Annotated in this window: 23 protein-coding genes and 2 rRNA genes; 15 read left to right on the top strand and 10 right to left on the bottom strand. The window is 57.5% G+C overall.

Features of this window, described 5'->3' with window-relative positions; translation table 11 throughout:
- The 4 genes from DV711_RS19150 to DV711_RS19745 form a co-directional block, all read left to right on the top strand.
- Positions 1-87 (top strand): 23S ribosomal RNA (locus DV711_RS19150); the annotation flags it as partial.
- A gap of 112 nt (positions 88-199) precedes the next feature.
- Positions 200-315 (top strand): 5S ribosomal RNA (rrf, locus tag DV711_RS19145).
- Between the two features lie 464 nt (positions 316-779).
- Positions 780-1,283, top strand: coding sequence for a hypothetical protein (locus DV711_RS19645; protein ID WP_243633890.1), 504 nt, complete (start codon positions 780-782; stop codon positions 1,281-1,283).
- A 77-nt stretch (positions 1,284-1,360) separates the two neighbouring features.
- On the top strand, positions 1,361-2,530 hold the full coding sequence (locus DV711_RS19745) for a histidine kinase (protein WP_341537601.1): 1,170 nt from the start codon (positions 1,361-1,363) through the stop codon (positions 2,528-2,530).
- Between the two features lie 57 nt (positions 2,531-2,587).
- Here the strand turns inward: DV711_RS19745 and DV711_RS19130 are convergent, their stop codons facing one another.
- Entirely contained in the window at positions 2,588-5,452 is a 2,865-nt protein-coding gene (locus DV711_RS19130) for a DUF748 domain-containing protein (RefSeq protein ID WP_114697331.1), read from the bottom strand.
- A 93-nt stretch (positions 5,453-5,545) separates the two neighbouring features.
- On the opposite strand from DV711_RS19130, the gene DV711_RS19125 reads away from it, so the two are divergent.
- Positions 5,546-6,013, top strand: a complete 468-nt coding sequence (locus tag DV711_RS19125) for a heavy metal-responsive transcriptional regulator (RefSeq protein ID WP_114697330.1) — start codon at positions 5,546-5,548, stop codon at positions 6,011-6,013.
- A gap of 22 nt (positions 6,014-6,035) precedes the next feature.
- On the opposite strand, the gene rpiA is transcribed toward DV711_RS19125, so the two are convergent.
- A complete protein-coding gene (gene rpiA, locus DV711_RS19120; RefSeq protein ID WP_114697329.1) occupies positions 6,036-6,710 on the bottom strand; it encodes a ribose-5-phosphate isomerase RpiA in 675 nt (224 codons plus the stop codon).
- A 224-nt stretch (positions 6,711-6,934) separates the two neighbouring features.
- On the opposite strand from rpiA, the gene ilvA reads away from it, so the two are divergent.
- Positions 6,935-8,446 (top strand): threonine ammonia-lyase, biosynthetic, encoded by a 1,512-nt coding sequence (gene ilvA / locus DV711_RS19115; RefSeq protein ID WP_114697328.1) that lies wholly within the window; start codon positions 6,935-6,937, stop codon positions 8,444-8,446.
- Between the two features lie 90 nt (positions 8,447-8,536).
- On the opposite strand, the gene DV711_RS19110 is transcribed toward ilvA, so the two are convergent.
- Together DV711_RS19110 and DV711_RS19105 are read right to left on the bottom strand one after the other, a co-directional pair.
- Entirely contained in the window at positions 8,537-9,997 is a 1,461-nt protein-coding gene (locus tag DV711_RS19110; protein WP_114697327.1) for an ATP-binding protein, read from the bottom strand.
- Complete coding sequence (locus DV711_RS19105) at positions 9,990-10,709, bottom strand: response regulator transcription factor (RefSeq protein ID WP_114697326.1); 720 nt, start codon at positions 10,707-10,709, stop codon at positions 9,990-9,992. The genes DV711_RS19110 and DV711_RS19105 overlap by 8 nt, the downstream gene beginning before the upstream one ends.
- 185 nt (positions 10,710-10,894) lie before the next feature.
- Here DV711_RS19105 and DV711_RS19100 point away from each other — a divergent pair, with 185 nt between their 5' ends.
- A complete protein-coding gene (locus tag DV711_RS19100; RefSeq protein ID WP_114697325.1) occupies positions 10,895-11,410 on the top strand; it encodes a Spy/CpxP family protein refolding chaperone in 516 nt (171 codons plus the stop codon).
- A 166-nt stretch (positions 11,411-11,576) separates the two neighbouring features.
- On the opposite strand, the gene DV711_RS19095 is transcribed toward DV711_RS19100, so the two are convergent.
- The 3 genes from DV711_RS19095 to sodB form a co-directional block, all read right to left on the bottom strand.
- On the bottom strand, positions 11,577-12,095 hold the full coding sequence (locus DV711_RS19095; protein ID WP_114697324.1) for a hypothetical protein: 519 nt from the start codon (positions 12,093-12,095) through the stop codon (positions 11,577-11,579).
- A 101-nt stretch (positions 12,096-12,196) separates the two neighbouring features.
- A complete protein-coding gene (locus DV711_RS19090; protein WP_114697323.1) occupies positions 12,197-13,390 on the bottom strand; it encodes an NnrS family protein in 1,194 nt (397 codons plus the stop codon).
- Positions 13,391-13,664: 274 nt separating this feature from the next.
- Positions 13,665-14,246, bottom strand: a complete 582-nt coding sequence (sodB, locus tag DV711_RS19085; RefSeq protein ID WP_114697322.1) for a superoxide dismutase [Fe] — start codon at positions 14,244-14,246, stop codon at positions 13,665-13,667.
- A 265-nt stretch (positions 14,247-14,511) separates the two neighbouring features.
- On the opposite strand from sodB, the gene DV711_RS19080 reads away from it, so the two are divergent.
- On the top strand, positions 14,512-14,790 hold the full coding sequence (locus DV711_RS19080) for a hypothetical protein (protein ID WP_133297493.1): 279 nt from the start codon (positions 14,512-14,514) through the stop codon (positions 14,788-14,790).
- Positions 14,791-14,808: 18 nt separating this feature from the next.
- Here the strand turns inward: DV711_RS19080 and cysQ are convergent, their stop codons facing one another.
- A complete protein-coding gene (gene cysQ, locus DV711_RS19075) occupies positions 14,809-15,636 on the bottom strand; it encodes a 3'(2'),5'-bisphosphate nucleotidase CysQ (protein WP_424398998.1) in 828 nt (275 codons plus the stop codon).
- Positions 15,637-15,735: 99 nt separating this feature from the next.
- Here cysQ and yrfG point away from each other — a divergent pair, with 99 nt between their 5' ends.
- The 7 genes from yrfG to DV711_RS19040 all read left to right on the top strand — a co-directional run bounded on the left by yrfG (position 15,736) and on the right by DV711_RS19040 (position 22,203).
- Positions 15,736-16,398, top strand: a complete 663-nt coding sequence (gene yrfG / locus DV711_RS19070) for a GMP/IMP nucleotidase (protein WP_114697320.1) — start codon at positions 15,736-15,738, stop codon at positions 16,396-16,398.
- Positions 16,399-16,418: 20 nt separating this feature from the next.
- A complete protein-coding gene (locus DV711_RS19065) occupies positions 16,419-16,817 on the top strand; it encodes an RNA-binding S4 domain-containing protein (protein WP_114697319.1) in 399 nt (132 codons plus the stop codon).
- 155 nt (positions 16,818-16,972) lie between these two features.
- Entirely contained in the window at positions 16,973-17,851 is an 879-nt protein-coding gene (gene hslO, locus DV711_RS19060; protein WP_114697318.1) for an Hsp33 family molecular chaperone HslO, read from the top strand.
- Between the two features lie 149 nt (positions 17,852-18,000).
- Positions 18,001-18,327 (top strand): thioredoxin TrxA, encoded by a 327-nt coding sequence (gene trxA, locus DV711_RS19055; RefSeq protein WP_114697317.1) that lies wholly within the window; start codon positions 18,001-18,003, stop codon positions 18,325-18,327.
- Positions 18,328-18,552: 225 nt separating this feature from the next.
- Positions 18,553-19,812: a transcription termination factor Rho gene (gene rho, locus DV711_RS19050; RefSeq protein WP_114697316.1), complete on the top strand. Its 1,260-nt coding sequence runs from the start codon at positions 18,553-18,555 to the stop codon at positions 19,810-19,812.
- Between the two features lie 104 nt (positions 19,813-19,916).
- Entirely contained in the window at positions 19,917-21,392 is a 1,476-nt protein-coding gene (gene ubiD, locus DV711_RS19045) for a 4-hydroxy-3-polyprenylbenzoate decarboxylase (RefSeq protein WP_114697315.1), read from the top strand.
- A 61-nt stretch (positions 21,393-21,453) separates the two neighbouring features.
- The gene (locus DV711_RS19040; RefSeq protein ID WP_114697314.1) at positions 21,454-22,203 is read left to right on the top strand and encodes an NAD(P)H-flavin reductase; all 750 of its coding nucleotides are present in this window, start codon (positions 21,454-21,456) and stop codon (positions 22,201-22,203) included.
- A 72-nt stretch (positions 22,204-22,275) separates the two neighbouring features.
- Here DV711_RS19040 and DV711_RS19035 read toward each other — a convergent pair whose 3' ends face one another.
- Both DV711_RS19035 and DV711_RS19030 read right to left on the bottom strand, forming a co-directional pair.
- Positions 22,276-23,583, bottom strand: a complete 1,308-nt coding sequence (locus DV711_RS19035) for a heme biosynthesis HemY N-terminal domain-containing protein (RefSeq protein WP_114697313.1) — start codon at positions 23,581-23,583, stop codon at positions 22,276-22,278.
- Positions 23,580-24,848 carry a uroporphyrinogen-III C-methyltransferase gene (locus tag DV711_RS19030; RefSeq protein ID WP_114697352.1) on the bottom strand — a complete coding sequence of 423 codons (1,269 nt, stop codon included), beginning with the start codon at positions 24,846-24,848 and terminating at the stop codon, positions 23,580-23,582. Before DV711_RS19030 ends, DV711_RS19035 begins: the two co-directional genes overlap by 4 nt.
- Positions 24,849-24,861 lie beyond the last annotated feature (13 nt).

The following is a 24,861-nucleotide window of genomic DNA, read 5'->3' as shown; positions in this document are numbered from 1 at the left end:
TCAAGACCAGGACGTTGATAGGCTGGGTGTGTAAGCGTTGTGAGGCGTTGAGCTAACCAGTACTAATTGCTCGTGCGGCTTGACCATATAACGCCAAAGCGGTGTTATGTTGGCACTGATACGAAACAAGCTAGATATAAACGATCGACACATTGAACTGATTCAAGATTACCAATTGCAGATTCACTTACCTTTTTTGCTTGGCGACCATAGCGATTTGGAACCACCTGACCCCATCCCGAACTCAGCAGTGAAACGAATCAGCGCCGATGGTAGTGTGGGGCTTCCCCATGTGAGAGTAGGTCATCGCCAAGCGCCTAATATAAAGAAACCCGGTTCCTGCGAACCGGGTTTTTTTATATCTGCTGTTTAGTAATCTGCACTCGCATGGGGAAAGGTAAATAAATGCCGCTTGCGGCCTCACAACCTATGTGGAGTAGGGCCTCTGCGGATAAAGACAAAGCAAAGCTTTGGCCCGTAGAGGCGACTGTGGCGTCCCCGCCGCAGGACTTCCATCGCCAAGCGCCTAATATAAAGAAACCCGGTTCCTGCGAACCGGGTTTCTTTATGCCTGCCGTTTAGTGATCTGCACCCGCATATCCCTGAATCCTCTACATCACAGAGACCCTGCTCGTGAAATCTCTATACCGTGGGCTATCCCCCCTGGTTTGCCTCCTTAACACCTAGTTGACGCCGTCATAGGACGAGTCGACGGAGTATTTTTGTCGATATCGGTTTGTTGTTGTTAAACCACCGCTTTTTTGGGTCATAATCAGGCCATGGATTCAAATAAGGTCAAGTTACTCCGTCTGGCCTGGGCCGCCATCACGCTGTTGGTGCTGGCTCTGCTATTGATGCTCGACATCAGTCGTCAGCGCGAAGCATTGCAGCTGGAAAGCCGGGTTATCTATGAATTTGCCCATGAGCGTACGTTGGTTAACGAGGTACTTCTCCAGAACCTGGTCGAGCTGGTTGAGAGCGATCCGAACAATATCGTTGCGATCAAGCGCTATGCTCATGAGTTGCGTGAGCTCTATCCCCATATCCGTCGACTGTTGTTACTCCAACGGGTAGAAGCCGATGAGCTTGCGGACCATGAGCAGGCGATGCGGTTAAAGGGTTTTGCGGAGTATGGGTGCGAAACAGCGAGGAGGGATCGTTACTGGAAGGCGGTCGGCCCTCGCTGTTCTACCCGGTTGTATTCGCCGAGCCACTTGATGTCGAGGGGCTGCGTTTGCTGGGGCGCGACGCCTACTCGGTCAGCCAGAACCGTCAGGCGCTGATCCAGGCCAGTTATTATCTCAGTGTCTTTGCCGCCGCTCCCTATCCGCTGGAGGATGGTGAAATTGGTTATCGGCTGATGCATGCCGTCGACCCGTTGTATACCAACAGCAATGAGTCTGAGCTGATTGTTGAGCTGGTGTTGAGTGTTAACGAACTGTTGCCACCGCTACCCCATATACAACGAGGCGTTTCGGTGCGTCTGTTTGACGATCAGGGGCAGCAGTTGCTCCATCGCGATAACAGTGAAGCGTTTGGTAGTTGGCTGCTGCCTAGAATTGAGGAGCGCCGTCCCATTACTCGTTTTGGCCAATCACTGCAGCTGTTAGTGGAAAAGCAGCTGGTCTGGCGCGGTATGAACTGGCCGGTTGAGCTGATCGTATTGCTGTTCTCCATTGTCACCTACCAATTTACCGTGCAGGGCTACCGTCGTCGGCTTGAAGCCGAGGCGCAGATGCGGCAGTTAAATATCCAGCTGCGCCAAGAGCGCGATCTGTTGGAGCAACGGGTGCTAGAGCGAACTCAAGAACTGGTCAGCCGTAACTCTGAACTGGGCAACCAGATGCAGGAAAACCGCCGCTTAACCCAGCGGGTGTTGGATATTCAGGAGATCGAGCGCCGCAATCTGTCGCGGGAGCTACATGATGAGATGGGCCAGGCCCTGACGGCGATCCGTACCGATGCCCGTCTGTTGCAGAAGCTGACCGAGGAGGATCAGGATTCGATGATTCGCGCTTCGGCGGAGGCGATCGATACCACGGCACAGCGTATTTACGGTGTCACCTACGGCCTGATGCGAGCATTACGACCGGCGGCACTTGATGATCTGGGATTGGTTGATGGACTCAAGCAGTGCATCTCGACCTTCAACTTCGACGGCCTAGGCACGCAGCTTCATCTCGACCTTCGAGGGCCGCTGAACGATCTCCCGGATAGCTTGGCGATTCATTGTTACCGCTTGGTGCAAGAGGGGCTGACCAACTGCGTCAAGTATGCCGAGGCGCAGAACCTGTGGCTGTCTCTATCGCTGACGACGGGTAAGTTTGGTCGTCCCGGCAAGCTGGTGATCCAGATCGAGGATGATGGATTGGGTTTTGAGCTCAAGGATGATCAGGAAGGTTTCGGCTTGATCGGGATGCGCGAGCGGGCATTGGCCAATGACGGCAAGTTCAATATCAACTCTGCACCGGGGCTCGGGACCCAGATCCGAATTGAACTACCGATCCCTGAGAGCGATCTTGAGTTCTGACGCGGCCTACCGAGATCGGTAGGCCGCGCTCACTTCTATCGATATGTCTGTAATACCCTAGAGACCCATTCGTACCTGAGGCTTGAGCTGCAGGCTCGGATCGACTTTAGCCAGACAGCTGAACAGTTGCTCGTCGTTGGCCTGAAGATCTTCGATCAGGTACGACTTGACCGTCACGCCGCGCTCTTCGGCCAGGTCCTGTAGCTGGGCAAGCTCCTCAGGCGTCGGTGTCAGCGGAGCCGAGGTAGACGCTGCCGATGCACTTGCCGTTAACGTTGTCGTGGCTTTAGGGCGTTGTTGCATAAGCCAGTCCAGATCCGCGGCAACACTGAGCCCGCAGAGTTTCAGTCGCAAGCCTTTACGTTCCTTAAGCATGCCTCCGATCTTGGTCAGGTAATCTTCGCCTACTGCCGTCAACTGGTTGGAGCCGGGCTCAAAGTAGACAGGATCGAGGTTGATGGCGCTGCCTTCAACGGCATCCAGGGCCATGCGTCCAAGGCTCAGCAAGGCTCCGTAAGGTTGCAGCGACGCGCTTAGATAGCCCATCGCGGCCTCCTTAGCGACCTTGGCCATGACAATATTAATGACGCTTTGAATGCCGAACTGTGGATCGTCCAGGGAGCCCTTGACCGGCAGGTCCAGCTCGACGTTATCTTCGTCATCGGTCAGCAGGGCTACAGCGACACCCAGCGGCATACCCAGCTGGCCATCAAACTCTTGGGTCGCGTTCTGGCTGGCCGGCTCCACCGACAGGTTGTTGATGCTCAGATGGGTCGTACTGTCCAATAAGCCCTGATTGATCTTGCCTTGGCTGGTCAAGCCAAGCTTGCCGCTCTCAAACTCATAGCCGGTGGCTTGGTTCATAAAGCGGCTGAAGGGTGGCAGCGACATGCCTTTGATATTGCTCTGCCATTGGGCGTTAGGCTTTTCGGCGAAGAGGCTGTAGTTACCGTCCAACTCAATCTCGCCGAAACGGTTAGCCTTGGCTTTAAGCCGGAATGGCGAGCTTTGGTCCGAGCGCGTATTGAGCTTGGCCAACGATAGTTCGCTAACGGTCAGCTGCACCGGCTTGCTCTGGGCTTTGAGCCTGGGAGAGTACTCGGAAACCAGAATGGTGGCCGGATGCTGCAGCGTCAGCTGGGCCAGCTCAAAGGGGAACGGGGGCTGCTGCTGAGCAGGGGCTTTCTCATCCTTGGCGGGAGCCGCTTTCGTATCGGCTTCGGGTTGAAGCTTGGCCATCCACTCCAGCCAACGGTAGGGCTGCCGCTCTGCATTCAGGTCAACCCTCGTGACCAGCGCACCGGGTTCTATCTGGCCGAGCTTAGCGCTCTGTTCAGATCCCGCCAGCTCGGTGATGGTCAGCTGGTCAAGGGTCAGCAGCGGCTGATTATCGCCAAGCTGGAGTTGCTTGAGTTGCAACCTGTCGCTGGCCAGGGCGTTCGGCGCTGGGGTCTTGAGCCCCTGCAAACTGAACTGTTCGAGTCGTACCAGTTTGCTGCCGTCCTGGTGTTGCAGAGCTATCGGCCCGAGAGCCAGGTCGCCACTAAGTTTGCTTAATTGTTGATTGTCCAGATCAAGGGCCAGGTCGCCCTGCCAGCGCCTTGACTGGTTACTGATCTGCAGTTGCTGATGATTGATCTGTGCCGGCGCCGTTTCGAGCAGGCCGTTAAACAGCAGCTGTTTCAGATCCGTCTCCAGTTTGCCCGTCAGGGTGATTTGCTGTTCATGGACCTGCAACTGGGGTTGAGTCAATTGCAGCTGTTGTAGTTCCAGCGATCCGTCGGTTGTCAGCTGTTGCAATCCTTGGTCATTCAATGCGACATCCACCTGGCCACGCCAGCCGCGGGATTGGTTTTGCAGCTGAAGGTCGGGTAGGTTGATCTCGGCGGCTTCGGTATTGAGGCTACCGTCGAAGAGGAGCTTCTGAGTACCGTCGAGATCGATCTTGGCGTTCATCGAAATCGCCTGCTCTTTAAGGGTCAGACCCGCATCGGCTAACTCCAGATCAAGCTGCTGGAGCTGAAGTTCGTTGTCGCTTTGGACCCCGCGGAGATTGCCTTTCTCGAGCTGTTGGGCGGCACTGCCTTTCCAGCTGATCTGCGGGGATCGGGTTTTCAGCCCTTCCGCCTGGTAGGCAAAACTATCCAGTTGCAGGCTGCCCTTTTGCTGTAGCTTAAAGCCGTCCTGGAGCTGTTCGACTGTGATGCTCAGGTCGGTGCTGACCAGTCCTTCAAGTCCCGGTACCCAAGGGGCGCTCAGTGGGGCTAGGTCCAGCCGGTTGAGCCGCACGTCAAACTCCAATTGCGGGCGTTGCGCCAGCGGTGTGCCTCGGGTGTCGATGCTGATCGGACTACCGTTGAGCTTACCCTTAACGGTTAATTCGGTACGCTTGTCCGGGGTCCACTGATACAGCAGCTTCAGAATGGCTTGGTCGATCTGCAGCCGTTGTGAAAATTGGGGGTTTTGGTAGGAAGCCTGCAGTCGGTCGAACTGGAAACCGTTGAGTCCCCAACGCCAGTCGGTACTTTCAGAGCTGTCCGATTCCTCTTCAGCGGCTTTGGGGAGGGTTAAGGGGCCTAGGCGTGTTTCGCTACCCTGTTGGCGCAGGTGAAAAGCGGCATCGGCGAGGCTGAGACGGGTCAGCTGCAGCCGTTGCTCCCATAACGCGGCATAACTGATCTGAGCCTCGAAGCGGCCAACCTTGAGTTCCGGCTGGCCCGCGGACTTGGCGCTCAGCCCCATAATCTCCAGATAGCCCGTCCACGGATTCAGGTAGGCCGAGGCAAGACCGACCTGCTCGGCTCCCAGTTGCTTGAGTTGCTGCTTGAGTTGTAACTTCAATACCAGGGCAGGAACGAAACTGATGCATAGCAGCAGGGCGACCATAATGCTGCCAATCCACAGGGGTTTACGATTTTTCATGCTGTGACAAGGGCCTCCGCGTTGCCAAAACGGCCTGCGATATTGGATCGTATGAAAAGTCTAAGCATAAGACATTGAAGGAGAACTTTCAGTTTGGTTGAACAGAAAAAAACCTTGCGAATCGGTCAGGTGGCGCAACACTCGGGCGTCAGTGTAGAAACGGTTCGGTACTATGAACAGCGAGGCTTGCTGCAACAGCCACGGCGTTCGCCCAGCGGCTATCGGGAGTACGATGTGGCGGTACTGCAGCAGCTGGCTTTTATCAGCCGGGCCAAGGCACTGGGTTTCTCGCTGGAGCAGATCGGTGAGCTGTTGCAGCTGCAACTGAGTCCGGAGGCTGACCGCAGCCAGGTCAAGCGGGTGGTGCTGGAGAAGTTGCAGCTGATTGAGGAGCGAATCCATGAGTTGCAGCGGCTTCGCAGTGCCTTGCAGGGCTTGTCGGCCAGTTGTGACGGCCAGGGTGGGGTCGATGATTGTCCGATCATGACCTTTTTAAAGCAGGGGGATGTCGACGCTTGTCAGCCAGGGAGCGAACAGCAGGTTCGCACCGAGGCTGACTGACGCATCGGTCGTTTCGATCGGCTTAGCCCAGGCGCAGCGTTTCGACGCCGTTTGGTGTTCCCATCAACACCACGTCGGCTGAACGCTCGGCAAACAGACCGTTGGTGACGACGCCGACGATGTTGTTGATCTTTTGCTCCAGGGCTACGGCTGCATCGATACTCAGATTATGCACATCCAGAACCTGGTTGCCGTTGTCGGTGACCACCCCTTCGCGGTAAACCGGTTGGGCGTCGAGCTTGAACAGCTGGCGGGCCACGTGGCTGCGAGCCATCGGGATTACCTCTACCGGTAGCGGGAACTCGCCCAGCAGCTCCACCTGCTTGGTCTCGTCGGCGATACAGATAAAGGTTTTCGCCACCGCGGCGACAATCTTCTCGCGGGTCAGTGCGCCGCCGCCGCCTTTGATCAGCTGCAGCTTGTCATTGAACTCATCGGCACCGTCGATATAGAAATCGAGTTGATTGACACCGTTCAGGTCGTAGACCGGAATACCGTGACTTTTCAGCCGCTCGGCGGTGGCTTCGGAGCTGGCAACCGCGCCGTCGAACAGATGCTTCACCTTGGCCAGTTCGTCGATGAAGAAGTTGGCGGTCGAGCCGGTGCCGACACCAACGATGCTGGAGCTTTCGAGGCTGGGCTGGATCATCTCGACAGCGGCGATGGCCACGGCCTGTTTCATTTCGTCCTGGGTCATGGAGTCTGAGTCTCTATCGGGCTGGGTTGAAGAGCCGCATTATACGTGGCCTCGGGCGTCGGTTGTAGCATGTCGATCAACGATTGGACGGTGGACGCCGCCGGGGTGAGTGATTACTATGGAAGGCCGCCCTGTGGCTCTCTTAAGAGCTTTTTACAGGGCTTTGTTTTTATTCAGTTACTTGATCAATAACCTAAACCGCGCAGGACGACGCCAAACCGATTATGCCGCACCAATATATCAAGAAGATTCTTCAAGCCCGGGTCTACGAGATCGCCAAGGAAACGCCACTGGATGAAGCGGCGTCGATTTCGTCGCGCTTGAACAATCAGGTGTTGCTCAAGCGCGAAGATCTGCAGCCGGTATTCTCCTTCAAGCTTCGCGGCGCCTACAACAAGATGGCGCAGTTGAGTGATGAGCAGCGTGCCTGCGGGGTGGTCGCCGCCTCCGCCGGAAACCACGCCCAGGGCTTGGCGCTGTCGGCCAAGGTGATGGGGGTTAAGGCCACCATCGTGATGCCGAAGACCACCCCGGACATCAAGGTCAACTCGGTCCGCGCCCGGGGCGCCAAGGTGGTGCTGCACGGTGATACCTTCGACGAGGCCTTTGCCCATTCCCAGAAGCTGGTCGACGAGCAGGGACTGGTATATGTCCATCCCTACGACGACCCCGATGTGATCGCCGGTCAGGGCACCATCGGCATGGAGCTGCTGCGTCAGCGCAGCGGTCCGATCCATGCGATCTTTGTGCCCGTCGGCGGCGGTGGCCTGATCGCCGGTATTGCCGTCTATATCAAATACCTGCGGCCCGAGATCAAGGTGATCGGGGTCGAATCGGAAGAGTCGGCCTGCCTGAAGGCGGCGATGGATGCCAACGAGCGGGTCAAGCTGGACCAGGTCGGTATCTTTGCCGACGGTACCGCGGTGGCGCAGATCGGCGAGACCACCTTCGATATCTGCCGCAACTACGTGGACGAGGTGATCACCGTCACCACCGATGAGATCTGTGCCTCGATCAAAGATATCTTCGACGATACCCGTTCCGTCACCGAGCCTTCCGGGGCGTTGGGACTGGCCGGCCTGAAGAAATACGTGGCTCGCGAAGGGATCGAGGGCAAGACGCTGATCGCGATCGATTCCGGTGCCAACGTGAATTTTGACCGCCTGCGCCATGTATCGGAGCGGGCCGAGCTGGGTGAGCAGCGCGAGGCGATCATCGCCGCCAAGATTCCGGAGCGTCCCGGCAGCTTCAAGCAGTTCTGCCAGACCCTGGGGCAGCGCAATATCACCGAGTTCAACTACCGCTACAGCGACAACAGCGAAGCGGTGGTCTTCGCCGGTGTTCAGATCAAGCCGGGAGAGCGTGATGAGCTGCTGTCGGCATTGGGCGAGCATCTGGACGAAGTGGCGGATCTGTCCGATAACGAAACCGCCAAGCTGCATGTGCGCTATATGGTTGGCGGACATGCGCCTGTTGGGATGCAGGATGAGGTGATCTACCGGTTCGAATTCCCGGAGCGTCCCGGAGCGCTGATGCGGTTCCTGAACAAGATCGGTGGTCGCTGGAACATCTCACTGTTCCATTACCGCAATCACGGTGCAGCCTATGGCCGGGTGCTGGTGGGTCTGCAGGTGCCTGAGGAGGATCGCGGTAAGGTTCAGGACTTCCTGGCCGAGATCGGTTACCACTTCTGGGAAGAGACCGATAACCCGGCCTATCAGCTGTTCCTGAACTAATCAGCGACGGATTGCGTCAATATCGCACCATCACGGTGGCGGCCAAGGCCGCTACCGCCAATCTCAACCTTGATACCGACTGTTTCAGTTTCAGCTTGATTGGCGTGGCAGCTGGATCGCTAGGATCAAGCCTCCATCGTCACGATTGCGGGCGCTGATGCGGCCCTGATGTTGGGCCACGGCCCGAGCGGCAATCGCCAGCCCCAGTCCCCAGCCGCCTTGTTGGCGACTACGGGCCTTGTCGGTGCGCACGAACGGCTCGAAGATCTTCTCCAACATCTCCGGTTCGATACCAGGCCCCCGGTCGGCTATCTGAATCAGGATGTCGTTGTCACCGATGCTTAGACTCAATTCGACCTGATCCTGGGAGTACTTCAGCGCATTGCTGAGCCCGTTGGCGACCGCGCGACGGATCAGTCGGGGCTCGATCGCCAGGCTGACGGCGCCATCACTGCGATAGTCGACCCGGGCCTGATCCAGATTGAACTCTTCGGTCAGCTCTTGCAGCAGCTGGTCCAGGTCGATCGGTGTCTTGGGCTCGGTTTCGGCCCGGGCGTCGAGGCGCGCCAGCATCAGGATCTCGTCGATCAACTGGTCAAGTTGTTCGGCCTGCTTCTCGATTCGGTCCAGGCTGGCATCTTCACCGAGCTGTTTGCGGGCCAGCTCCAGTGCTACCCGCTGTCTGGCCAGTGGGGTGCGCAGCTCGTGGGAAACATCGCGCAGCAGTTGCTGCTGGCCCTGCACCAGGGATTGGATCCGTTCGGCCATGCGATCGAAGTCCTGACCCAGCTGCCCCAGCTCGTCCTTGCGGCCGCTGACCGTGTCGCCGACCCGGCTATCGAGTTGGCCCTCGGCCAGCTTCTGGCTGGTTCGCTGCAGTTGTCGAATCGGGCTGATCAGGTAGCGGGCCATCAGGAATGACAACAAGCCGACCAGCAGCAGGGTCAGACCGATCCGCCAGGCCAGTTGAGGGCCGGAGTAGAGGTGCTCCAACAGCTCTCTTGGATTCATGACCACAAACAGGTAGCGCTGGCCGTTGTATTGCATTGGCAGCACGGCTGGACGAAATCGAGGAAAACGCTTGTCTTTCCAGTCGTCTCTACCTATCCAGTCGCGCTTATCCTTGCGGTATTTATGGTCATCGTCACCGCGCCGGTATTCGTTGGAATGACGGTCATGGTCGTGGTCATCGTCATCGGTACAGGACTCGGCATCCTCGCTTTGCATCGGCTGGCGACCGAAACGGAATAACTTATCCAGCAGCCAGGGAGGAAGGGGTTCACCGGTCAGGCTTAGTCCGCGATCGTCGAGCAGAACGACTTTCAGCCCTGTTTTGAGTTTGAGTTGTTCGCGCCAACGCTGTAGGCCCATAGGGCCGCCAGTGGCGAACTGCTCCATTGCCTGGCTGGCATAGCTGCTCAGGGTCTGAGTCCGACCCTCGGAATCTTCAAACTGGCGTGCCAGGGTCCAGGTCACCAGCATATTGCAGCCGACCACCAGCAGCATCATCAGCCAGGAGGCGAGGAATATCTTGAGGTACAGACTACGCATCGCGGGGCCGATCGAACAGGCGGTAGCCGGAGCCACGTACGGTTTGGATCTGGATATGGCAGCCCTCGGTCTGGCTGAGCTTCTTGCGCAAGTTACTCAGGTGCATATCGATGCTGCGATCGTAGGGCCCTAGATTGCGGTTCAGGGCATAACGGGTCAGGTTCTGCTTGGTGACCAGCCGGTCGGCATGGTCGAGCAGGCACTCGAGGATACGGAATTCGGTCTGGGTCAGTGCCAGCGGGTGGTCGTTGGCGCTGGCGCTGAAATCCTGTCGATTCAGCTTCAAGCCGGCGTAGCTCAACAGGTTGTCATCGTTGTTGCTGCTGCCGCCGTTCTCCAGCGCGACCCGGCGAATAATCGCGCGAATTCGGGCCACCAGTTCGCGTGGGCTACAGGGTTTGGGCAGGTAGTCGTCGGCGCCGATCTCGAGGCCGACGATCCGGTCCACCTCTTCACCACGGGCCGACATCATCAGCACCGGGGTGCGGGCTTCGTCGCCGGAGCCGCCGCGCAGCTGTTTGAGGGTGTCGAAGCCATTGAGGGTCGGCATCATCACATCAAGAATGATTACCGCATACTGTTGTCGGGCTGCTTGCTGTAGTGCCTGTTCGCCGTCGTGGACCTGGTCGACGCTGAAGCCTTCGAGCTCCATAAACTCCGCCAACATCTGGCACAGCTCTAGATCATCATCAACCAGCAGAATCTTTTCCATTATGACTTCCTACTACCCATCTAACAGGGCCAGATCAGGGCCCAATGGCACAGGTTGTATTCTGACACAGCTTTACAGCGCCTTAGGGCTCTTTACGCAAACTTTACACCGTCCTGACTCTGCTTTGCATTCGGCTCGATAGACTGGAAACCGTACTTAATAGTGATCCCAACGAGGAACGAACAATGAAAAAGCAGATTGCAATGGTGGCAGCGGTAGTTGCTCTGAGTGGCGGCGCGGCCCTGACCTTGGCCGATGGTTATGGCGACGGTTACGGCAAAGATTGCGGCGGTAAAGGCGGTAAGTGGGGTTTTGGCGATCATGATGGCAAGCGTTGGGGTAAAGGTGACCCGGAGCGCATGCAGGAACGGATGCTGGATAAGCTAGACCGCAAGCTGGAACTGACCACTGAGCAGCGCGAGCAGATCTCCGTATTGATGGCGAAGAAATATGACGGCATGCGTGATGCTTACGAGAATCGTGAGCCGATGCGCGATCAGTGGCGGGCGCTCGATCCCAATGCCGCCGACTATACCGAACAGGTAGAGAAACTGGCCAAAGAGCGTGCCCAGGTGATGGCCGATCGGATAATGGAGCGAGCCCAGTACAAGGCCGATCTGTATTCGATCCTGACTCCGGAGCAGCAGCAGGAGTTTGCCGAGCTGGAGCAGCGTTTCGGCAAGCGCGGCGGTCGCTACTGAGTCGGCGGTCGATTAATCAGTACGGTTTACAACGGGCTTTATGACGGCCGATAGTGCTCAAGGCGATTCAACCAAAGCCTAGACCTTCTCAACCTGTCTGAAAAAGCACTTGCCGTTATAGAGCCCGTTCTTTTGAACCGCAGAGAAAAGAGGTCGGTTGGCGGCCCTAAGCTCGGGCCGACAGTTCCGCGGGAATATCCGGAGAATGGGGGTAATCGGCCTGGGTAAAGGCCTGATAGGTAAACAGCGCCAGGCTGATGATGCCCCAGGTCAGGCCGATAACGACACCCAGATCGACTATCCCTCGCCAGGGTTGATCCAGCAGCGAGACGGCTTGAACCAGGCCGATGATCGTCAGCGTCAGGGCGAAGGTGATGATCTGGCGCTTGCGGCTGATATGGAAATAGCCCATGCAGAATACCGGCGCCAGCAGAAGATGCAGCGGAGCAGGATTGCGGTAGAGATAGGCAATTCGGGCGGCCACCCGGGGAGAAAACCCTTTTTGAAACCCTTTATAGCCCTCGTTGTAGGCCATAAAGATTACCCAAACGACGGTAATCAGCCAGTGATGCCACTCGAACGGCACCGACCAGGCATCTAGGCCGACCTGGCTCAGCCTAACGATGGCGAATCCAAACAGGGTCAGGATGCCCCCCATCCCCCAGATAACAGCAAGTAGACCCATAACGATGCGATGTGTTCCTGTCAGAACCGGATAGCCGGTCCGCTGGCCCGAATTAAAAAGGGGCTATTATAGCGGTCCGGCCAAGTCTGTAAAAACCGGTGTTAGCCCGGTCGGCCGTCGATCCGGGGTTTAATCAGGTACGGCAGGTATTCCTTGGCGAAAGCGCCAAACGCCAGGATCCAGCAGAGCGCGGCGATTCCCAGTAGCGCCGATCCCAGCGCGCCGCCGAACAGGGTGGCGCCAAGTCGGAACAGAATGCCTACCGTCAGTACTTTGATGCCCATGACGGTCAATGGTGGCAAATGCAGCATCCGACCGGTATGGCCAAGCGAGACCCGTCCCATCATGCCCAGGGTGATCAGGCCGATACCGCCGTAGGACAGCATATGGATCGCGGTGCTGGCCGGAACCCAGTCCAGCAGCGCAAGGCCCTTGAACACAAAGCCCAGCGCGATACTGGCGTAGGCGACGTGCAGTACCCAGATGATCGGGTGCTGCCAGATCCGCTTGTCGTACCAGCCGGAGACCCGCAACAGCAGGATCAGGCCCAGCAGCAGGCTCCAGATCGCCGGAATGATCGCCAGCGGCACCAGCAGCTCAAGAAACAGCAGCACCACGGTGCCGAAGACCGAGCAGAACTCAACCCATCCCCACTTGCGTGGCGTCATGCCGGGTAGCGGGTTGCGGGTAAAGAATGGAATGACTCGGCCGCCCATGATCACGATCACCAGAATCACCACACCCAGGCCCAGGTCGGTACCGGCGCGGGCGCTGTTGCTGACCCCCAAAGGCTCCAGGTGCATCAGCAGGTTGGCAAACCACAGCAACGCCAGAATGAACAGAAAGGCGATATTACGGATATTGCGGGCTTTGATCAGTGGCCCGGCCAAGCCGGCGATGACGCTGGGGATAAACAGCAGGTCGATAGCCGCGATAAGGCCGGCAGGCAGACCCAGAGGCACCGTGACGGCCAGTCGTCCCAGCGTCCAGATCGAGAAGATCAGAATCAACGGGGTCCCCGACGGTGTTTCCATCGAGGTCCAGTTGCGCGCAGCGGTCAGCAGAAAGCCCGCGATCACTCCGGTGGTAAAACCGAATACCATCTCATGGGCATGCCACATCAGCGGATTGAAGTGGGAGGCGAGCGACAGGTGGCCGTACAGATAGGGCAGCCACAGGAGAATCAGAATTACCGAGACGATCGCGGAGAATAGGAAAAAGGGGCGGAACCCCAGCGCAAACAGGGAGAACGTATCCGGCGGAATCCGGTCTTCGGGGCGTTCGATATTGATCATGCTAAAACAGGCTCATGGCTTGGTGTCGCCGTGAAGGGATGACATGCAGCGACGGGTCTTTCTTTAGGTATTTTGGTGGCGCTTGCACCACGTGTTGTGCAAGCAACCAGCGGATAAGTTCCGCAGAGTACGCAGCATAGCAGCTGCTAGTTGCTACGCCTTGATTTGGATTAGATTCGCCGGGCAGGTCAGGGTATCGACCGCGATTGATCGTGGGAGCGCACAAAAAAGCCCGCCGGCTGGGAAGCAGGCGGGCTTTAAAACAGGCGGCTAATTAGCCCAGGTTTTCGGCAACGAAGTCCCAGTTGACCAGCGCCCAGAAGGCGTTCATGTAGTCAGGACGGACATTGCGGTAGTCGATGTAGTAGGCGTGCTCCCACAGGTCGACGGTCAGCAGCGGAGTCTGACCTTCGGTCAGCGGGCAACCGGCGTTGCTGGTGTTGACGATAGCCAGGCTGCCATCGGCATTCTTAACCAGCCAGGTCCAGCTGGAGCCGAAGTTGTTGATGGCGCTGTCGGTGAACTTGGCCTTAAAATCTTCGAAAGAGCCGAAAGCTGCGTTGATCGCGTCGGCTACGGCACCAGTAGGCTCGCCACCACCGTTGGGGCTCAGACAGTGCCAGTAGAAGGTGTGGTTCCAGATCTGGGCGGCGTTGTTGAACACACCACCGGCAGGCGCGGAAGTGATGATCTCTTCCAGGCTCTTGCCTTCATATTCAGAACCCGGTACCAGACCGTTCAGCTTAACCACATAGGTGTTATGGTGCTTGCCGTGGTGGAAGTCCAGAGTCTCGGCAGAAATGTGGGGCTCCAGGGCGTCCTTGGCGTAAGGCAGCGGGGGTAGTTCAAAGCTCATTGTTCAGTTCCTATTTGAATAGCTAACACACTCGGTGTCCGACGGAGGTTGTCAGACAGCTAAACCTCTCCGGATTTATTGCTGGCGCGATCATAGCACCCAAAATGACATATGTCATAGTAAAATGGTCGGTTTTACCTATGGGCTTGGGAGGTAGGATCGACCAGCAACACTTCCGATTGTAGCAAGCTCGACTAAAGCTGTGTTCCACAGCGATGAATTCCATACTTAAATGACGGTCCCGATAAGAATAAGTTCGTCACCGATGCCTAGAATTTTCCTCTATTTGGCGGCCTTCGCGCTGCTGGGTTTCTTCATTACCCGGACCTTCAACCAGCAGCCGCCCAGCTGGGAACCCTTCTATCAGGCCTGTATGGCCGGGACGGGATCCACCGAACAGCGCTGCAGCTGTTTTGCCGACTACGTCCATGACCGACTTAACGACGATGAGATCAGTGCGGTGATGGAGAATCGAGTCGCCGGAGCGAGCTTTCAGGATCGAGTAGAAAAGATCGTTCAACAAGGCAGCCTGGCTTGCCATTAATCCCCCTAGGCTGGTTGCTCAGGTTTCCAGCCCCAGGCATTGGCCCCAGTCGAAGACTCTGTCTCCGGTGGCGATAAAGTCTGGATTAATCAGCCCCTCGCGTTCGTTGTAACTTAAGGCTTTCCCATGAAAATCGATTACCTGACCGCCGGCGGCCTCGAGTACGGCTTGGGCGGCGGCGGTATCCCATTCGCTGGTGGTGCCGGTACGCAGATGCAGATCGGCGGCGCCTTCTGCGATCAGGCACAGCTTCAAGGAGCTGCCCATCGGGGTCTCGGACACCGGCATCAGCTGCCGTAGTCGTTCGATATAGGGATCGAGAGTGCTGTCACGGTGGCTGCGGCTGACCACCAGCGATAGCGGTCGGAACGGGGCCAGCGAACGGCTCTTCAGGGGCAGTTGTCGCTGGCCTTTGCCGTTGGATTTGTAGGCGATACCGATCTTGGCGCAACCGGCATACAGGGTGTCGATTGCCGGAGCATAAACGACGCCGAGCATAGGCTGGTGTTTGTCGATCAGAGCGATATTGACGGTGAATTCGCCGTTGCGTTTGATGAACTCCTTGGTGCCATCCAGGGGATCGACCAACCAGTAGCGCGACCACTGATCCCGTTGCTCGATCTGGGCTGGCGAGGATTCTTCCGACAGGATTGGAATCTCCGGGCACAGCCGTTCCAGGCTCGAGCAGATCAACCGGTGCGCTGCCAGATCGGCCTCGGTCAGGGGGGTGGTATCGGCCTTGTGCTGTACTTGAACCGGGTGGCTACGGTCATAAATAGACAGAATTGCCTCGCCGGCTTCGACGGCGATATGGGTCAGCTGTGGCAGCAAAGGGGTAAGATCCATAGGAACTCCTGGAACATGGCTGTGGCCGGAACGGTTCAAATCTGCGTGTCCGGGCGTCATACTTTAGCTTAAACCCGTCACCTTCTTGAGCCTATACCTATGTTGGATTGGGGAAACATCGATACCGTCCTGTTGGATATGGACGGAACCCTGTTGGATCTGCACTTTGACACCTACTTCTGGCTGGAGCATCTACCGGCGCGTTATGCCGAAACCCATGCGCTGGAGCCGGCCCAGGCGCGGGAGCAGCTGCACGACCGGATCCGCCGCGAGCGGGGAACCCTGAGCTGGTATTGCGTTGATTACTGGTCAGAGGAACTGGGGGTGGATGTGGCGGCACTCAAGCATGAGATCAGCCATAAGGTCGCTTTCCGGCCCCATGTGCAGGATTTTCTGAGGACCCTGAAAGAGCAGCAGATCCGTTCGGTGATCGTTACCAATGCCCACCGTAAGAGCCTGGATTTGAAGCTGGCCAAGACCGGTCTGGATCAATACGTCGATCGGATTCTGGTATCCCACGACTTCGGCCTGCCCAAGGAAGATGTCCAGTTCTGGCATCAGCTGCAACAGGTGGAGCCGTTCGATCCCCGCCGAACCTTACTGGTGGATGACAGCCTGCCGGTACTGCAATCGGCTCGCGATTATGGGATTGCCGAGCTGTTATCGATCGTGCAGCCCGACAGCCAGCAGGCCGAGCGTCAGATCGATGAATTCCGGGCGATCCGTCATTTCGACGAGATCAAGCCCGAGAAAAAAGAATAAAAAGGAATAAACTTGACGGTATGACCGACACACAACCGAAAGTGCGCCTGGATAAGTGGCTCTGGGCGGCCCGCTTTTTTAAGACCCGAGCCCTGGCGAAACAAGCGATAGAGGGCGGCAAAGTTCACTACAACGGCACCCGTGCCAAAGTCAGCAAGGCGGTCGAGATCGGTGCGATGCTGCAGATCCGGCAGGGGTTTGACGAGAAAACCGTCGAGGTGCTGAAACTGTCAGACCAGCGCCGCGGCGCGCCGGAGGCGGCGCTGCTGTACCACGAGACCGAACAGAGTTTGGCCCAGCGTGAGCTGGCCGCCGAGCAGCGCAAGGCGCAGCGGGCCACAGTGGCTCCCGAGCGTGGTCGTCCGACCAAGAAGGATCGGCGGCGGATTCGCGATTTCAAGGACGCCCACGGGAATTAAACCGGGCGCCAGAGCTTGAGCGCTCGCCGGGAACACCGGGGTTGTATCGCCGCGCTCCGTCCCCATATAAGCAAGCCGGCGCCTGGTGCGCCCCAGACCTGAATACCTTCTAGACCCGAAACGGTTCTAGAGCTGAGCAAGAGAGCCGAGAGACCATGAGTAGTGCGGACCAGATCCAACGTTTTATCTTTGATGATGCCGATGTTCGCGGTGTATTGGTCGGGCTGGATCAGAGCTATCACGACTGCCTCGATCGCCATCAGTATCCGCAACCGGTCAAACAGCTGTTGGGGCAGATGCTGGCGGCGGTGTCGCTGCTGAGCTCGACCCTGAAGTTTGAAGGCCGGCTGAGTTTGCAGGCCCGGGGTGACGGGGCGGTCAGTCTGTTGATGGCCGAGTGCACCCGGCAGAACCACCTGCGCGCGATTGCCCAGGTTAATGCCGATATTGACGGTGAAGATCTGGTGGAACTGCTCGGAAAGGGACAGCTGGCGATCACTATCGAACCGGAGAAAGGGCAGCGCTACCAGGGCCTGGTGCCGCTGGAACATCCGCAGCTGGCGCAATGTCTGGAACAGTATTTTGCCCAGTCCGAACAGCTGGCCACCCGGATTATGCTGGCCGCTGACGAGCGCACGGCCAGCGGTATGCTGTTGCAAGCGCTGCCGTCGAACGATCAGGGTGAGCGTTATCAGGAAAACTGGGCTCGGATCGACCATCTGGGTAGCACCCTGACCTTGAAAGAACTTCAGGAGTTGGACAACGAGACCCTGCTGTTCCGGCTATTTCATGAAGAGCAGGTGCGTTTGTACGAGTCCAATGATTTGGTCTTTAAGTGCGATTGCTCCAAGGAGCGTTGCATGCGGGCCCTGTTGAGCCTGGGTGAGGAAGAACTGCAACAGATGCAGCAAGAGCAGCAGGGTTCGGTCGCGATCGATTGTCAGTTCTGTAACAGCCGTTACGAGGTTGATCCGGTTGAGCTCGAACAGCTGCGGCGGGGCGGCTCAACCGCTGCGTCAGATCAAGTTCATTGACTCGGTTACCAATCGGGCCTTGAAAGCGGGGCGGTCATCCCCATAATAACAAGCTGTCATCTCTGACCGCGTCCGGGACGGGCGAGCCATGGCAGTTTCTTCAACCGCTGTTTGCGGCTACTATCTACGGTCAGTTATCTGGAGGATTTATGAGCGACAATATCATCAACGTCACCGATGCCAGCTTCGAAGACGAGGTACTGAAGGCCGAAGGTGCAGTGCTGGTCGATTACTGGGCCGAGTGGTGTGGACCCTGCAAAATGATTGCACCGGTACTGGAAGAAGTGGCGAGCGATTACGGTGACCGACTGAAGATCTGCAAGCTGAACATCGACGAGAACAGCGAAACTCCGCCGAAGTTTGGTATCCGCGGAATTCCGACCCTGATGTTGTTCAAGGGCGGCAATGTCGAAGCGACCAAAGTGGGCGCGCTGTCCAAGTCACAGCTGACCGCTTTCCTCGACAGCAATATCTGATTGATATGAAAAACGGGCCTTAGGGCCCGTTTTTTTATGGCCGCGCCTTATTAGACTTAATTCCGTATGGGTTATGTTGCAATCCAAAGGTTTAGCGGCCACAATAGCAACCCGGTACCGTCCAGTGCGGGGAAACCGTTAACGCTGTACTGATTACCAAATTCCAAACTCCCTCCTTCCTGCCAACAGCAAGCACCCTCTCGTGTGCAGTCTTACGATCAAATTATGAATCTTAGTGAACTCAAGCTAAAACCCGTTTCCGAACTTCTCGACATTGCCAAAGAAATGGGCTTGGACAATCTGGCCCGTTCCCGTAAACAGGACGTCATTTTCTCTATCCTCAAAAAACACGCCAAGAGCGGTGAGGATATCTACGGAGACGGTGTACTGGAGATCCTGCAGGATGGATTTGGTTTCCTCCGTTCGGCCGACAGCTCTTACCTGGCCGGTCCGGATGATATCTATGTATCACCCAGCCAGATCCGTCGCTTCAACCTGCGCAAGGGCGACAGTATCTCCGGTAAGATCCGCCCGCCCAAAGATGGCGAGCGCTACTTTGCGATGCTCAAGGTTGATGAGATCAACTTCGACCGTCCCGAGCGCGCCAAGAACAAGATTCTGTTTGAAAACCTGACTCCGCTGTTCGCCCAGAAGCGACTGCGCCTGGAGCTGGGTAATGGTTCCACCGAGGATCTGACTGCCCGGGTTATCGACCTGATCTGCCCGATTGGTAAAGGCCAGCGGGCCCTGATCGTGTCACCGCCCAAGGCCGGTAAGACCTTGATGTTGCAGAACATCGCCAACTCCATTACCCGTAACAACCCCGAGTGCTATCTGATCGTGTTGCTGATCGATGAGCGCCCGGAGGAAGTGACCGACATGCAGCGCACCGTGCGCGGTGAAGTGGTTGCCAGTACCTTCGACGAGCCGCCAGCCCGTCACGTGCAGGTTGCCGAGATGGTGCTGGAGAAGGCCAAGCGTCTGGTCGAGCACAAGAAGGATGTGGTGATTCTGCTCGACTCCATCACCCGTCTGGCACGGGCCTACAACACCGTAATCCCGTCATCGGGCAAGGTGCTGACCGGTGGTGTCGATGCCCACGCGCTGGAGCGTCCAAAGCGTTTCTTCGGTGCAGCCCGTAACATCGAAGAGGGCGGCAGCCTGACGATCATCGCTACCGCGCTGGTCGATACCGGCTCGAAGATGGACGAAGTTATCTTCGAAGAATTTAAGGGTACTGGTAACTCCGAAGTGAATCTGGACCGTAAGGTGGCTGAGAAGCGGGTCTTCCCTGCAATCAATATCCGCCGCTCCGGCACCCGTCGTGAAGAGCTGCTGACCACCGAGGACGAACTGCAGCGGATGTGGATCCTGCGCAAGCTGCTGGATTCGATGGAAGATTCGGCCGCAACCGAGTTTGTTATCGACAAGCTGAAGGACTTCAAGACCAACGATGAGTTCTTTATGTCGATGAAGCGCAAGTAAGTCCGCGTTTCATACCCGTAGGGCAGGTCAGTGACCTGCCTTTTTTTTTCGGCTGTGATTATGATGAAATAGCCGACCATTTTAGTAAGATTTACGGTATTTCTATGAAATACAAAGACCTTCGCGAGTTTATCGAAGCCCTGGAAGCCCAGGGAGAGCTGCAGCGGATCAGTGTCGAAGTTGATCCGGTGCTGGAGATGACCGAGATCTGCGATCGCACTTTGCGGGCCGGTGGGCCGGCGCTGCTGTTTGAAAACCCGAAGGGCTTTGATATGCCGGTGCTGGCCAACCTGTTCGGCACGCCGAAGCGGGTGGCGCTGGGAATGGGCGAGGATGATGTCGATCAGCTGCGTGAAGTGGGCAAGCTGCTGGCGTTTCTGAAGGAGCCTGAGCCGCCGAAGGGCATGAAGGATGCCTGGCAGAAGCTGCCGATATTCAAGCAGGTGATGAATATGGGGCCCAAGGTGGTCAAGCAGGCTCCTTGTCAGACCCATGTTTTTCAAGGTACTGACGTTGATCTGACCAAGTTGCCGATCCAGACCTGTTGGCCGGGCGATGCCGCGCCGCTGGTGACCTGGCCACTGGTGATCACCAAGGGGCCCCATAAAGAGCGTCAGAACCTGGGGATCTACCGACAGCAGCTACTGGGCAAGAACAAACTGATTATGCGCTGGCTGTCACACCGTGGCGGCGCGCTGGATTTCAAAGAGTGGCGTGAGGCCCATCCCGGTGAGCGCTTCCCGATCTCGGTGGCGCTGGGTGCCGATCCGGCCACCATTTTGGGGGCGGTGACGCCGGTCCCCGATACTCTGTCCGAATACGCCTTTGCCGGCCTGCTTCGGGGGCAAAAGACCGAGCTGGTCAAGTGTCTGACCAATGACCTGCAGGTGCCGGCGACGGCGGAGATCATCCTCGAAGGCTATATCGAGCCGGGTGAGCTGGCCGACGAAGGACCCTTTGGCGATCACACCGGTTACTACAACGAGGTCGAGCGTTTCCCGGTCTTTACCGTCGAGTGCGTGACCCATCGCCAGGATCCGATCTACCACAGCACCTATACCGGGCGGCCACCCGATGAGCCGGCGGTACTGGGGGTGGCGCTGAACGAAGTCTTTGTGCCGATCCTGCAGAAGCAGTTCCCGGAGATTGTGGATTTCTATCTGCCACCGGAAGGCTGCTCCTATCGAATGGCGGTGGTGACAATCAAGAAGCAGTATCCCGGCCATGCCAAGCGGGTGATGATGGGGGTTTGGTCGTTCCTGCGTCAGTTTATGTACACCAAGTTCGTGATCGTTACCGACGATGATGTGAACGCCCGTGATTGGAAAGACGTGATCTGGGCGATGACAACCCGGATGGATCCGGCCCGCGATACCGTGATGATCGAGAACACGCCGATCGATTATCTGGATTTTGCTTCCCCGGTTCCTCGACTGGGCTCCAAGGTCGGTTTCGATGCCACCAACAAGATGCCCGGCGAAACCGAGCGTGAGTGGGGTAGCCCTATCACCATGACCGACGAGGTCAAACAGCGGGTTGATGATATCTGGGCTAGCCTGAATATAAAGTTGCCGCAATAACCGGTGACTGGGCCTGAGACAACCACCCACTAGAGATTAGAACGAGAGTAGAGACGAATTTATGGCCGCAACTAGCCAAGCCTCCATCAGCGACTGTCAGGTCGAAGAGGTTACTCAACTGACCGACGGTATCTACCGTATCCAACTTCGGTTGCTGCAGCCGCTAGTCCATCGGGCTGGCCAGTACTTGGAATTGTTGCTGGATGAAGGTGAAGCATCACCGACGGCTGTGCCCTATACCGTGGCTTCGGCTCCCGCCGCGCTGCCGTTGCTGGAGTTGCAGATTCAGGATCTGGGCGAGGGTGGTCTGGCCTCCCGGGTGATCGATACGTTCAAGAACCAGTCGCAGGTTCAGGTACGTTTTCCGCAGGGGGAGTGCTACCTGGACCAGGCGCCGCAAGATCCGTCTCAACCGATTATTTTGATCGGCGCGGGCACCGGTTTTTCTCAGATGAAGGCACTGATCGAACATGCCCTGGCCGAGCAGATGCCTAATCCGCTGCATCTTTATTGGGGTGTGCGTGAGGCGGAGCATCTGTACGGTCACGAGCTGATCGAAGGTTGGCAGCAGAGTCATCCCAACTTTTACTTTCACCCGGTAGTGTCCGACCCCACCGGTGACGACTGGTCCGGCCGTATCGGACTGGTACACGAGTCGGTGATGGAGGACTTTCCGTCACTGGAGCAGCCGCTGATCTACGTCTGCGGCTCGCCGGCGATGGTCTATGCAGTCGAGGATGATTTTCGTGAGCGTGGAATGGGCGACGGACAGATGTTCTCAGACGTTTACAGCTACGCACCACGTAGCTGAGCAGTTTTCTCTCGCAACTAAAAAAGCCGCTGTAGATCAGCGGCTTTTTTCATGGTGCAAGGTCGTGCCGGATTAGCTGGCGGCTTGTGCCTTGGCGGCCTCATCGTTGCTGCCTTCCGGTTCGGCAGGCGCCGGTTCTGGCTGAATTTCAGGCTGCGGCAGCTCCGGTAGTGAGCCGGTCAGGCTGTCGACATACTGGTCCAGTACCTGAGGGTCGGTGCTGCCGTTGCTGCGGTTGTGCAGCAGCCGCGCCAGCTCAGCGTAGGCTTCCTGCGACGGAGACAGTTCCAGACTCTTCTGGAAGTAGCTCTGGGCCTGCTCCCACTCGCTATTACGCAGCGCCAAGCGTCCCAGGGTCAGTTGCAGACTGGCGTCATTGGCATGGGCCTGGGCCCAATCTCGGGCCTGACGGTATTGCTTGGCAACGTCGGCACCATCGATACGACCGTACAGCTCTGCCAATTCGGAGCTCCACTGCTTCTTCAGGCGCTCGCTCAAGAACTTCTCGGCGCTGGCACCACCATCGCACTCAAGCAGCAGCTCGACCTGACGCTCGATCAGGTTGTTGTCGCTCTGCAGCGTCTTGGGTACGGATTTCCAACCATGGCCCAGCATCCGCTGACGCGCATCGTTGCCTTCACCGTCGCCGACCGACTCCAGACTCTTGGTCAGGTGGCCCAGATAGATCTTCTGCTCCAGCTGCTGTAGCTGCTCGGGCGGGTAGACATTCTGCTTCCGTAGCTCGGGCAGCAGTTGAACCATCGAACCCCAGTCATTCAGTTCGGTATAGGTCTGGGTCAACAGCTTGAGGATATAGGAGTGTTTGGGCGCTTTGCTGCGCAGCCGGGTCAGGGTTGCCAGCGCCGATTCCCAGTGACCGCGGTCGATCTGGATCTGGCTCTGGATGATACCCACGGCAACATCAGCCTTCGGTGCTGACAGTCGGGCTTCGTCGAGCAGGGCATCGCAGCTGTCGTGCTGGTTCTGCTCGTGGGCAGCCTGGGCTGCCGCCAAGTAGTTAACCAGCGAGACACCGGAGTTGGGTGCCGCCTGGCTCAGCAGGCGTTCGGCCTTGGACCAGTTGCCGGCCGACAGCGCGTTCAGACCGTTGAGGGTCTTGCGATCGGCGCTGTTGCGGGCGTGGTTCTTACGCCACTCGTTGAGTCTGCGACGACGAGTCATCAGGTACTGGGCGAGCTGCAGCAGCAGATAAAAAGCGGTGAAGCTCAGGATCACAATCAGCCCCAGACCCCAGATGCTGGTCTCGATGATGGTGCCCTTGAAACTGACCAGGACATAGCCCGGATCCTGGACGATCAGCTCACCGACCAGCGAGCCGGCCAGCAGAACGATCAGAGCGAAGATCAGCAACAGTTTCATTGGCCCGCTCCTTCGAGTTTATGCAGCTCGGCCAGGTAGGTCTTCAGGGTTTTCAGCGAGCCGGAGATGTCCGGCATCTTCGGTGCGACCTGGGTGCCCTTGATCTCGTCCAGAGATTTCACCAGTGCAGTGCTGGTGGCGTCGGTCTTCTCGAAGTAGGTCTTGATCCAGTTGCCGGACTTATCCAGACCGGCGTCGAAGGCCTGTTGCTTACCTTGCAGCAGTGCCAGTTGGGTCTGCTCCAGCATCAGGTGCAGGTTCTGGGTCAGGAAGTAGTGTTGCTCCGGCGACAGCAGCGGCTTGACCGGCTCGTCGGCGCGGCGAACGACGATCAGGTTGCCCAAGCGATCCATCGCGTTGGCCCAGGATTTGGCCAGGCCGTCGTTCCAGCTCTCGGAAACGCTGTCCGGGGTGATCTCTTTCAGCATCTCGGGAATCTGGTGCTTGTCGGTGATCGGCAGTAGACGCAGGTTACCGACCTGAGTGCTGATGGCGGCCAACTTCAGGTAGATGCCGTCGATATCCAGACTGGGAACGGCTTCCAGAGCGACGATGTCTTTGGCCAGCGCCTGGCGGATCGGGTAGATTGAGACATCATCGGTCTCCTTCAGGATCAGGTCCGCGCTCTTGAGCAGGCTCAGGGCGCCGCTGGAGCTGCGCTCCATCAGGACGCGTTGGTTGGCCAGTCGCAGCAGATACTCGACTTCGGCCAGCAGCCAGTCTTTGCGGGTATCGGTGCCCATCTTGCTGACCTGCTGCATCGCCTTGGAGAGACGGCTTTGCAGTTCGTCGACATTACGCTGCTGGGCGCTGCTGCCTTCGCGCAGCTGCTTCAGTTCGCCCAGAATCTGACCATTCTGCTGTTGGGTATTCCGGTTGTTGTCGTTGGTGCTGCCCAGCTGCTCCTTGACCGAAGCCAGCTGCTCGCTTTGCTGGATCTGCATCTTCTGCAGCAGGGTATAGCCATAACCCAGGCCACCCAGTGCTACCAGCACCAGCAGCAGCGCCAGAACCGCCAGCTTGGAGATACCGGCTTTAGCTGGCTCCTGGCTGGCCGTTTCAGCTACAGGCTGTTCGGGAGTGCTCTGCTCGCTATCGTCAGACGGTTCCTGAACCTCTGCGTCAGCCACTTCTGCCGACTGCTCCGCTTCAGCTTGTTCGGCCTTATCCTCAGCAGGCGTCTCAGGACTATCGGCCGAATTGAGTTCCTGTTCGGTCGTATCTGAGTCGTCCGGGGTCTTCTGGTTGGGCTCTTTATTATTCATGGAGCGTTTTCCC

Source organism: Motiliproteus coralliicola, assembly GCF_003345655.1.
In the GTDB taxonomy this organism is placed as follows: domain Bacteria; phylum Pseudomonadota; class Gammaproteobacteria; order Pseudomonadales; family Balneatricaceae; genus Motiliproteus; species Motiliproteus coralliicola.
The sequence above is the reverse complement of the archived record's forward strand: the minus strand, read 5'-3'. Positions and strand labels throughout refer to the sequence as shown.

What these genes read in the sequence shown, in the direction of transcription:
- DV711_RS19130 (WP_114697331.1), bottom strand. Translation starts at nt 5,452, where the DNA reads ATGAAAAATCGTAAACCCCTGTGGATTGGCAGCATTATGGTCGCCCTG.
- DV711_RS19040 (WP_114697314.1), top strand. Translation starts at nt 21,454, where the DNA reads ATGGCCGCAACTAGCCAAGCCTCCATCAGCGACTGTCAGGTCGAAGAG.
- hslO (WP_114697318.1), top strand. Translation starts at nt 16,973, where the DNA reads ATGAGTAGTGCGGACCAGATCCAACGTTTTATCTTTGATGATGCCGAT.
- DV711_RS19645 (WP_243633890.1), top strand. Translation starts at nt 780, where the DNA reads ATGGATTCAAATAAGGTCAAGTTACTCCGTCTGGCCTGGGCCGCCATC.
- DV711_RS19035 (WP_114697313.1), bottom strand. Translation starts at nt 23,583, where the DNA reads ATGAAACTGTTGCTGATCTTCGCTCTGATCGTTCTGCTGGCCGGCTCG.
- ubiD (WP_114697315.1), top strand. Translation starts at nt 19,917, where the DNA reads ATGAAATACAAAGACCTTCGCGAGTTTATCGAAGCCCTGGAAGCCCAG.
- DV711_RS19745 (WP_341537601.1), top strand. Translation starts at nt 1,361, where the DNA reads ATGCATGCCGTCGACCCGTTGTATACCAACAGCAATGAGTCTGAGCTG.
- DV711_RS19105 (WP_114697326.1), bottom strand. Translation starts at nt 10,709, where the DNA reads ATGGAAAAGATTCTGCTGGTTGATGATGATCTAGAGCTGTGCCAGATG.
- ilvA (WP_114697328.1), top strand. Translation starts at nt 6,935, where the DNA reads ATGCCGCACCAATATATCAAGAAGATTCTTCAAGCCCGGGTCTACGAG.
- DV711_RS19090 (WP_114697323.1), bottom strand. Translation starts at nt 13,390, where the DNA reads ATGATCAATATCGAACGCCCCGAAGACCGGATTCCGCCGGATACGTTC.
- sodB (WP_114697322.1), bottom strand. Translation starts at nt 14,246, where the DNA reads ATGAGCTTTGAACTACCCCCGCTGCCTTACGCCAAGGACGCCCTGGAG.
- rho (WP_114697316.1), top strand. Translation starts at nt 18,553, where the DNA reads ATGAATCTTAGTGAACTCAAGCTAAAACCCGTTTCCGAACTTCTCGAC.
- DV711_RS19095 (WP_114697324.1), bottom strand. Translation starts at nt 12,095, where the DNA reads ATGGGTCTACTTGCTGTTATCTGGGGGATGGGGGGCATCCTGACCCTG.
- DV711_RS19080 (WP_133297493.1), top strand. Translation starts at nt 14,512, where the DNA reads ATGCCTAGAATTTTCCTCTATTTGGCGGCCTTCGCGCTGCTGGGTTTC.
- DV711_RS19065 (WP_114697319.1), top strand. Translation starts at nt 16,419, where the DNA reads ATGACCGACACACAACCGAAAGTGCGCCTGGATAAGTGGCTCTGGGCG.
- cysQ (WP_424398998.1), bottom strand. Translation starts at nt 15,636, where the DNA reads ATGGATCTTACCCCTTTGCTGCCACAGCTGACCCATATCGCCGTCGAA.
- DV711_RS19100 (WP_114697325.1), top strand. Translation starts at nt 10,895, where the DNA reads ATGAAAAAGCAGATTGCAATGGTGGCAGCGGTAGTTGCTCTGAGTGGC.
- trxA (WP_114697317.1), top strand. Translation starts at nt 18,001, where the DNA reads ATGAGCGACAATATCATCAACGTCACCGATGCCAGCTTCGAAGACGAG.
- rpiA (WP_114697329.1), bottom strand. Translation starts at nt 6,710, where the DNA reads ATGACCCAGGACGAAATGAAACAGGCCGTGGCCATCGCCGCTGTCGAG.
- DV711_RS19030 (WP_114697352.1), bottom strand. Translation starts at nt 24,848, where the DNA reads ATGAATAATAAAGAGCCCAACCAGAAGACCCCGGACGACTCAGATACG.
- yrfG (WP_114697320.1), top strand. Translation starts at nt 15,736, where the DNA reads ATGTTGGATTGGGGAAACATCGATACCGTCCTGTTGGATATGGACGGA.
- DV711_RS19110 (WP_114697327.1), bottom strand. Translation starts at nt 9,997, where the DNA reads ATGCGTAGTCTGTACCTCAAGATATTCCTCGCCTCCTGGCTGATGATG.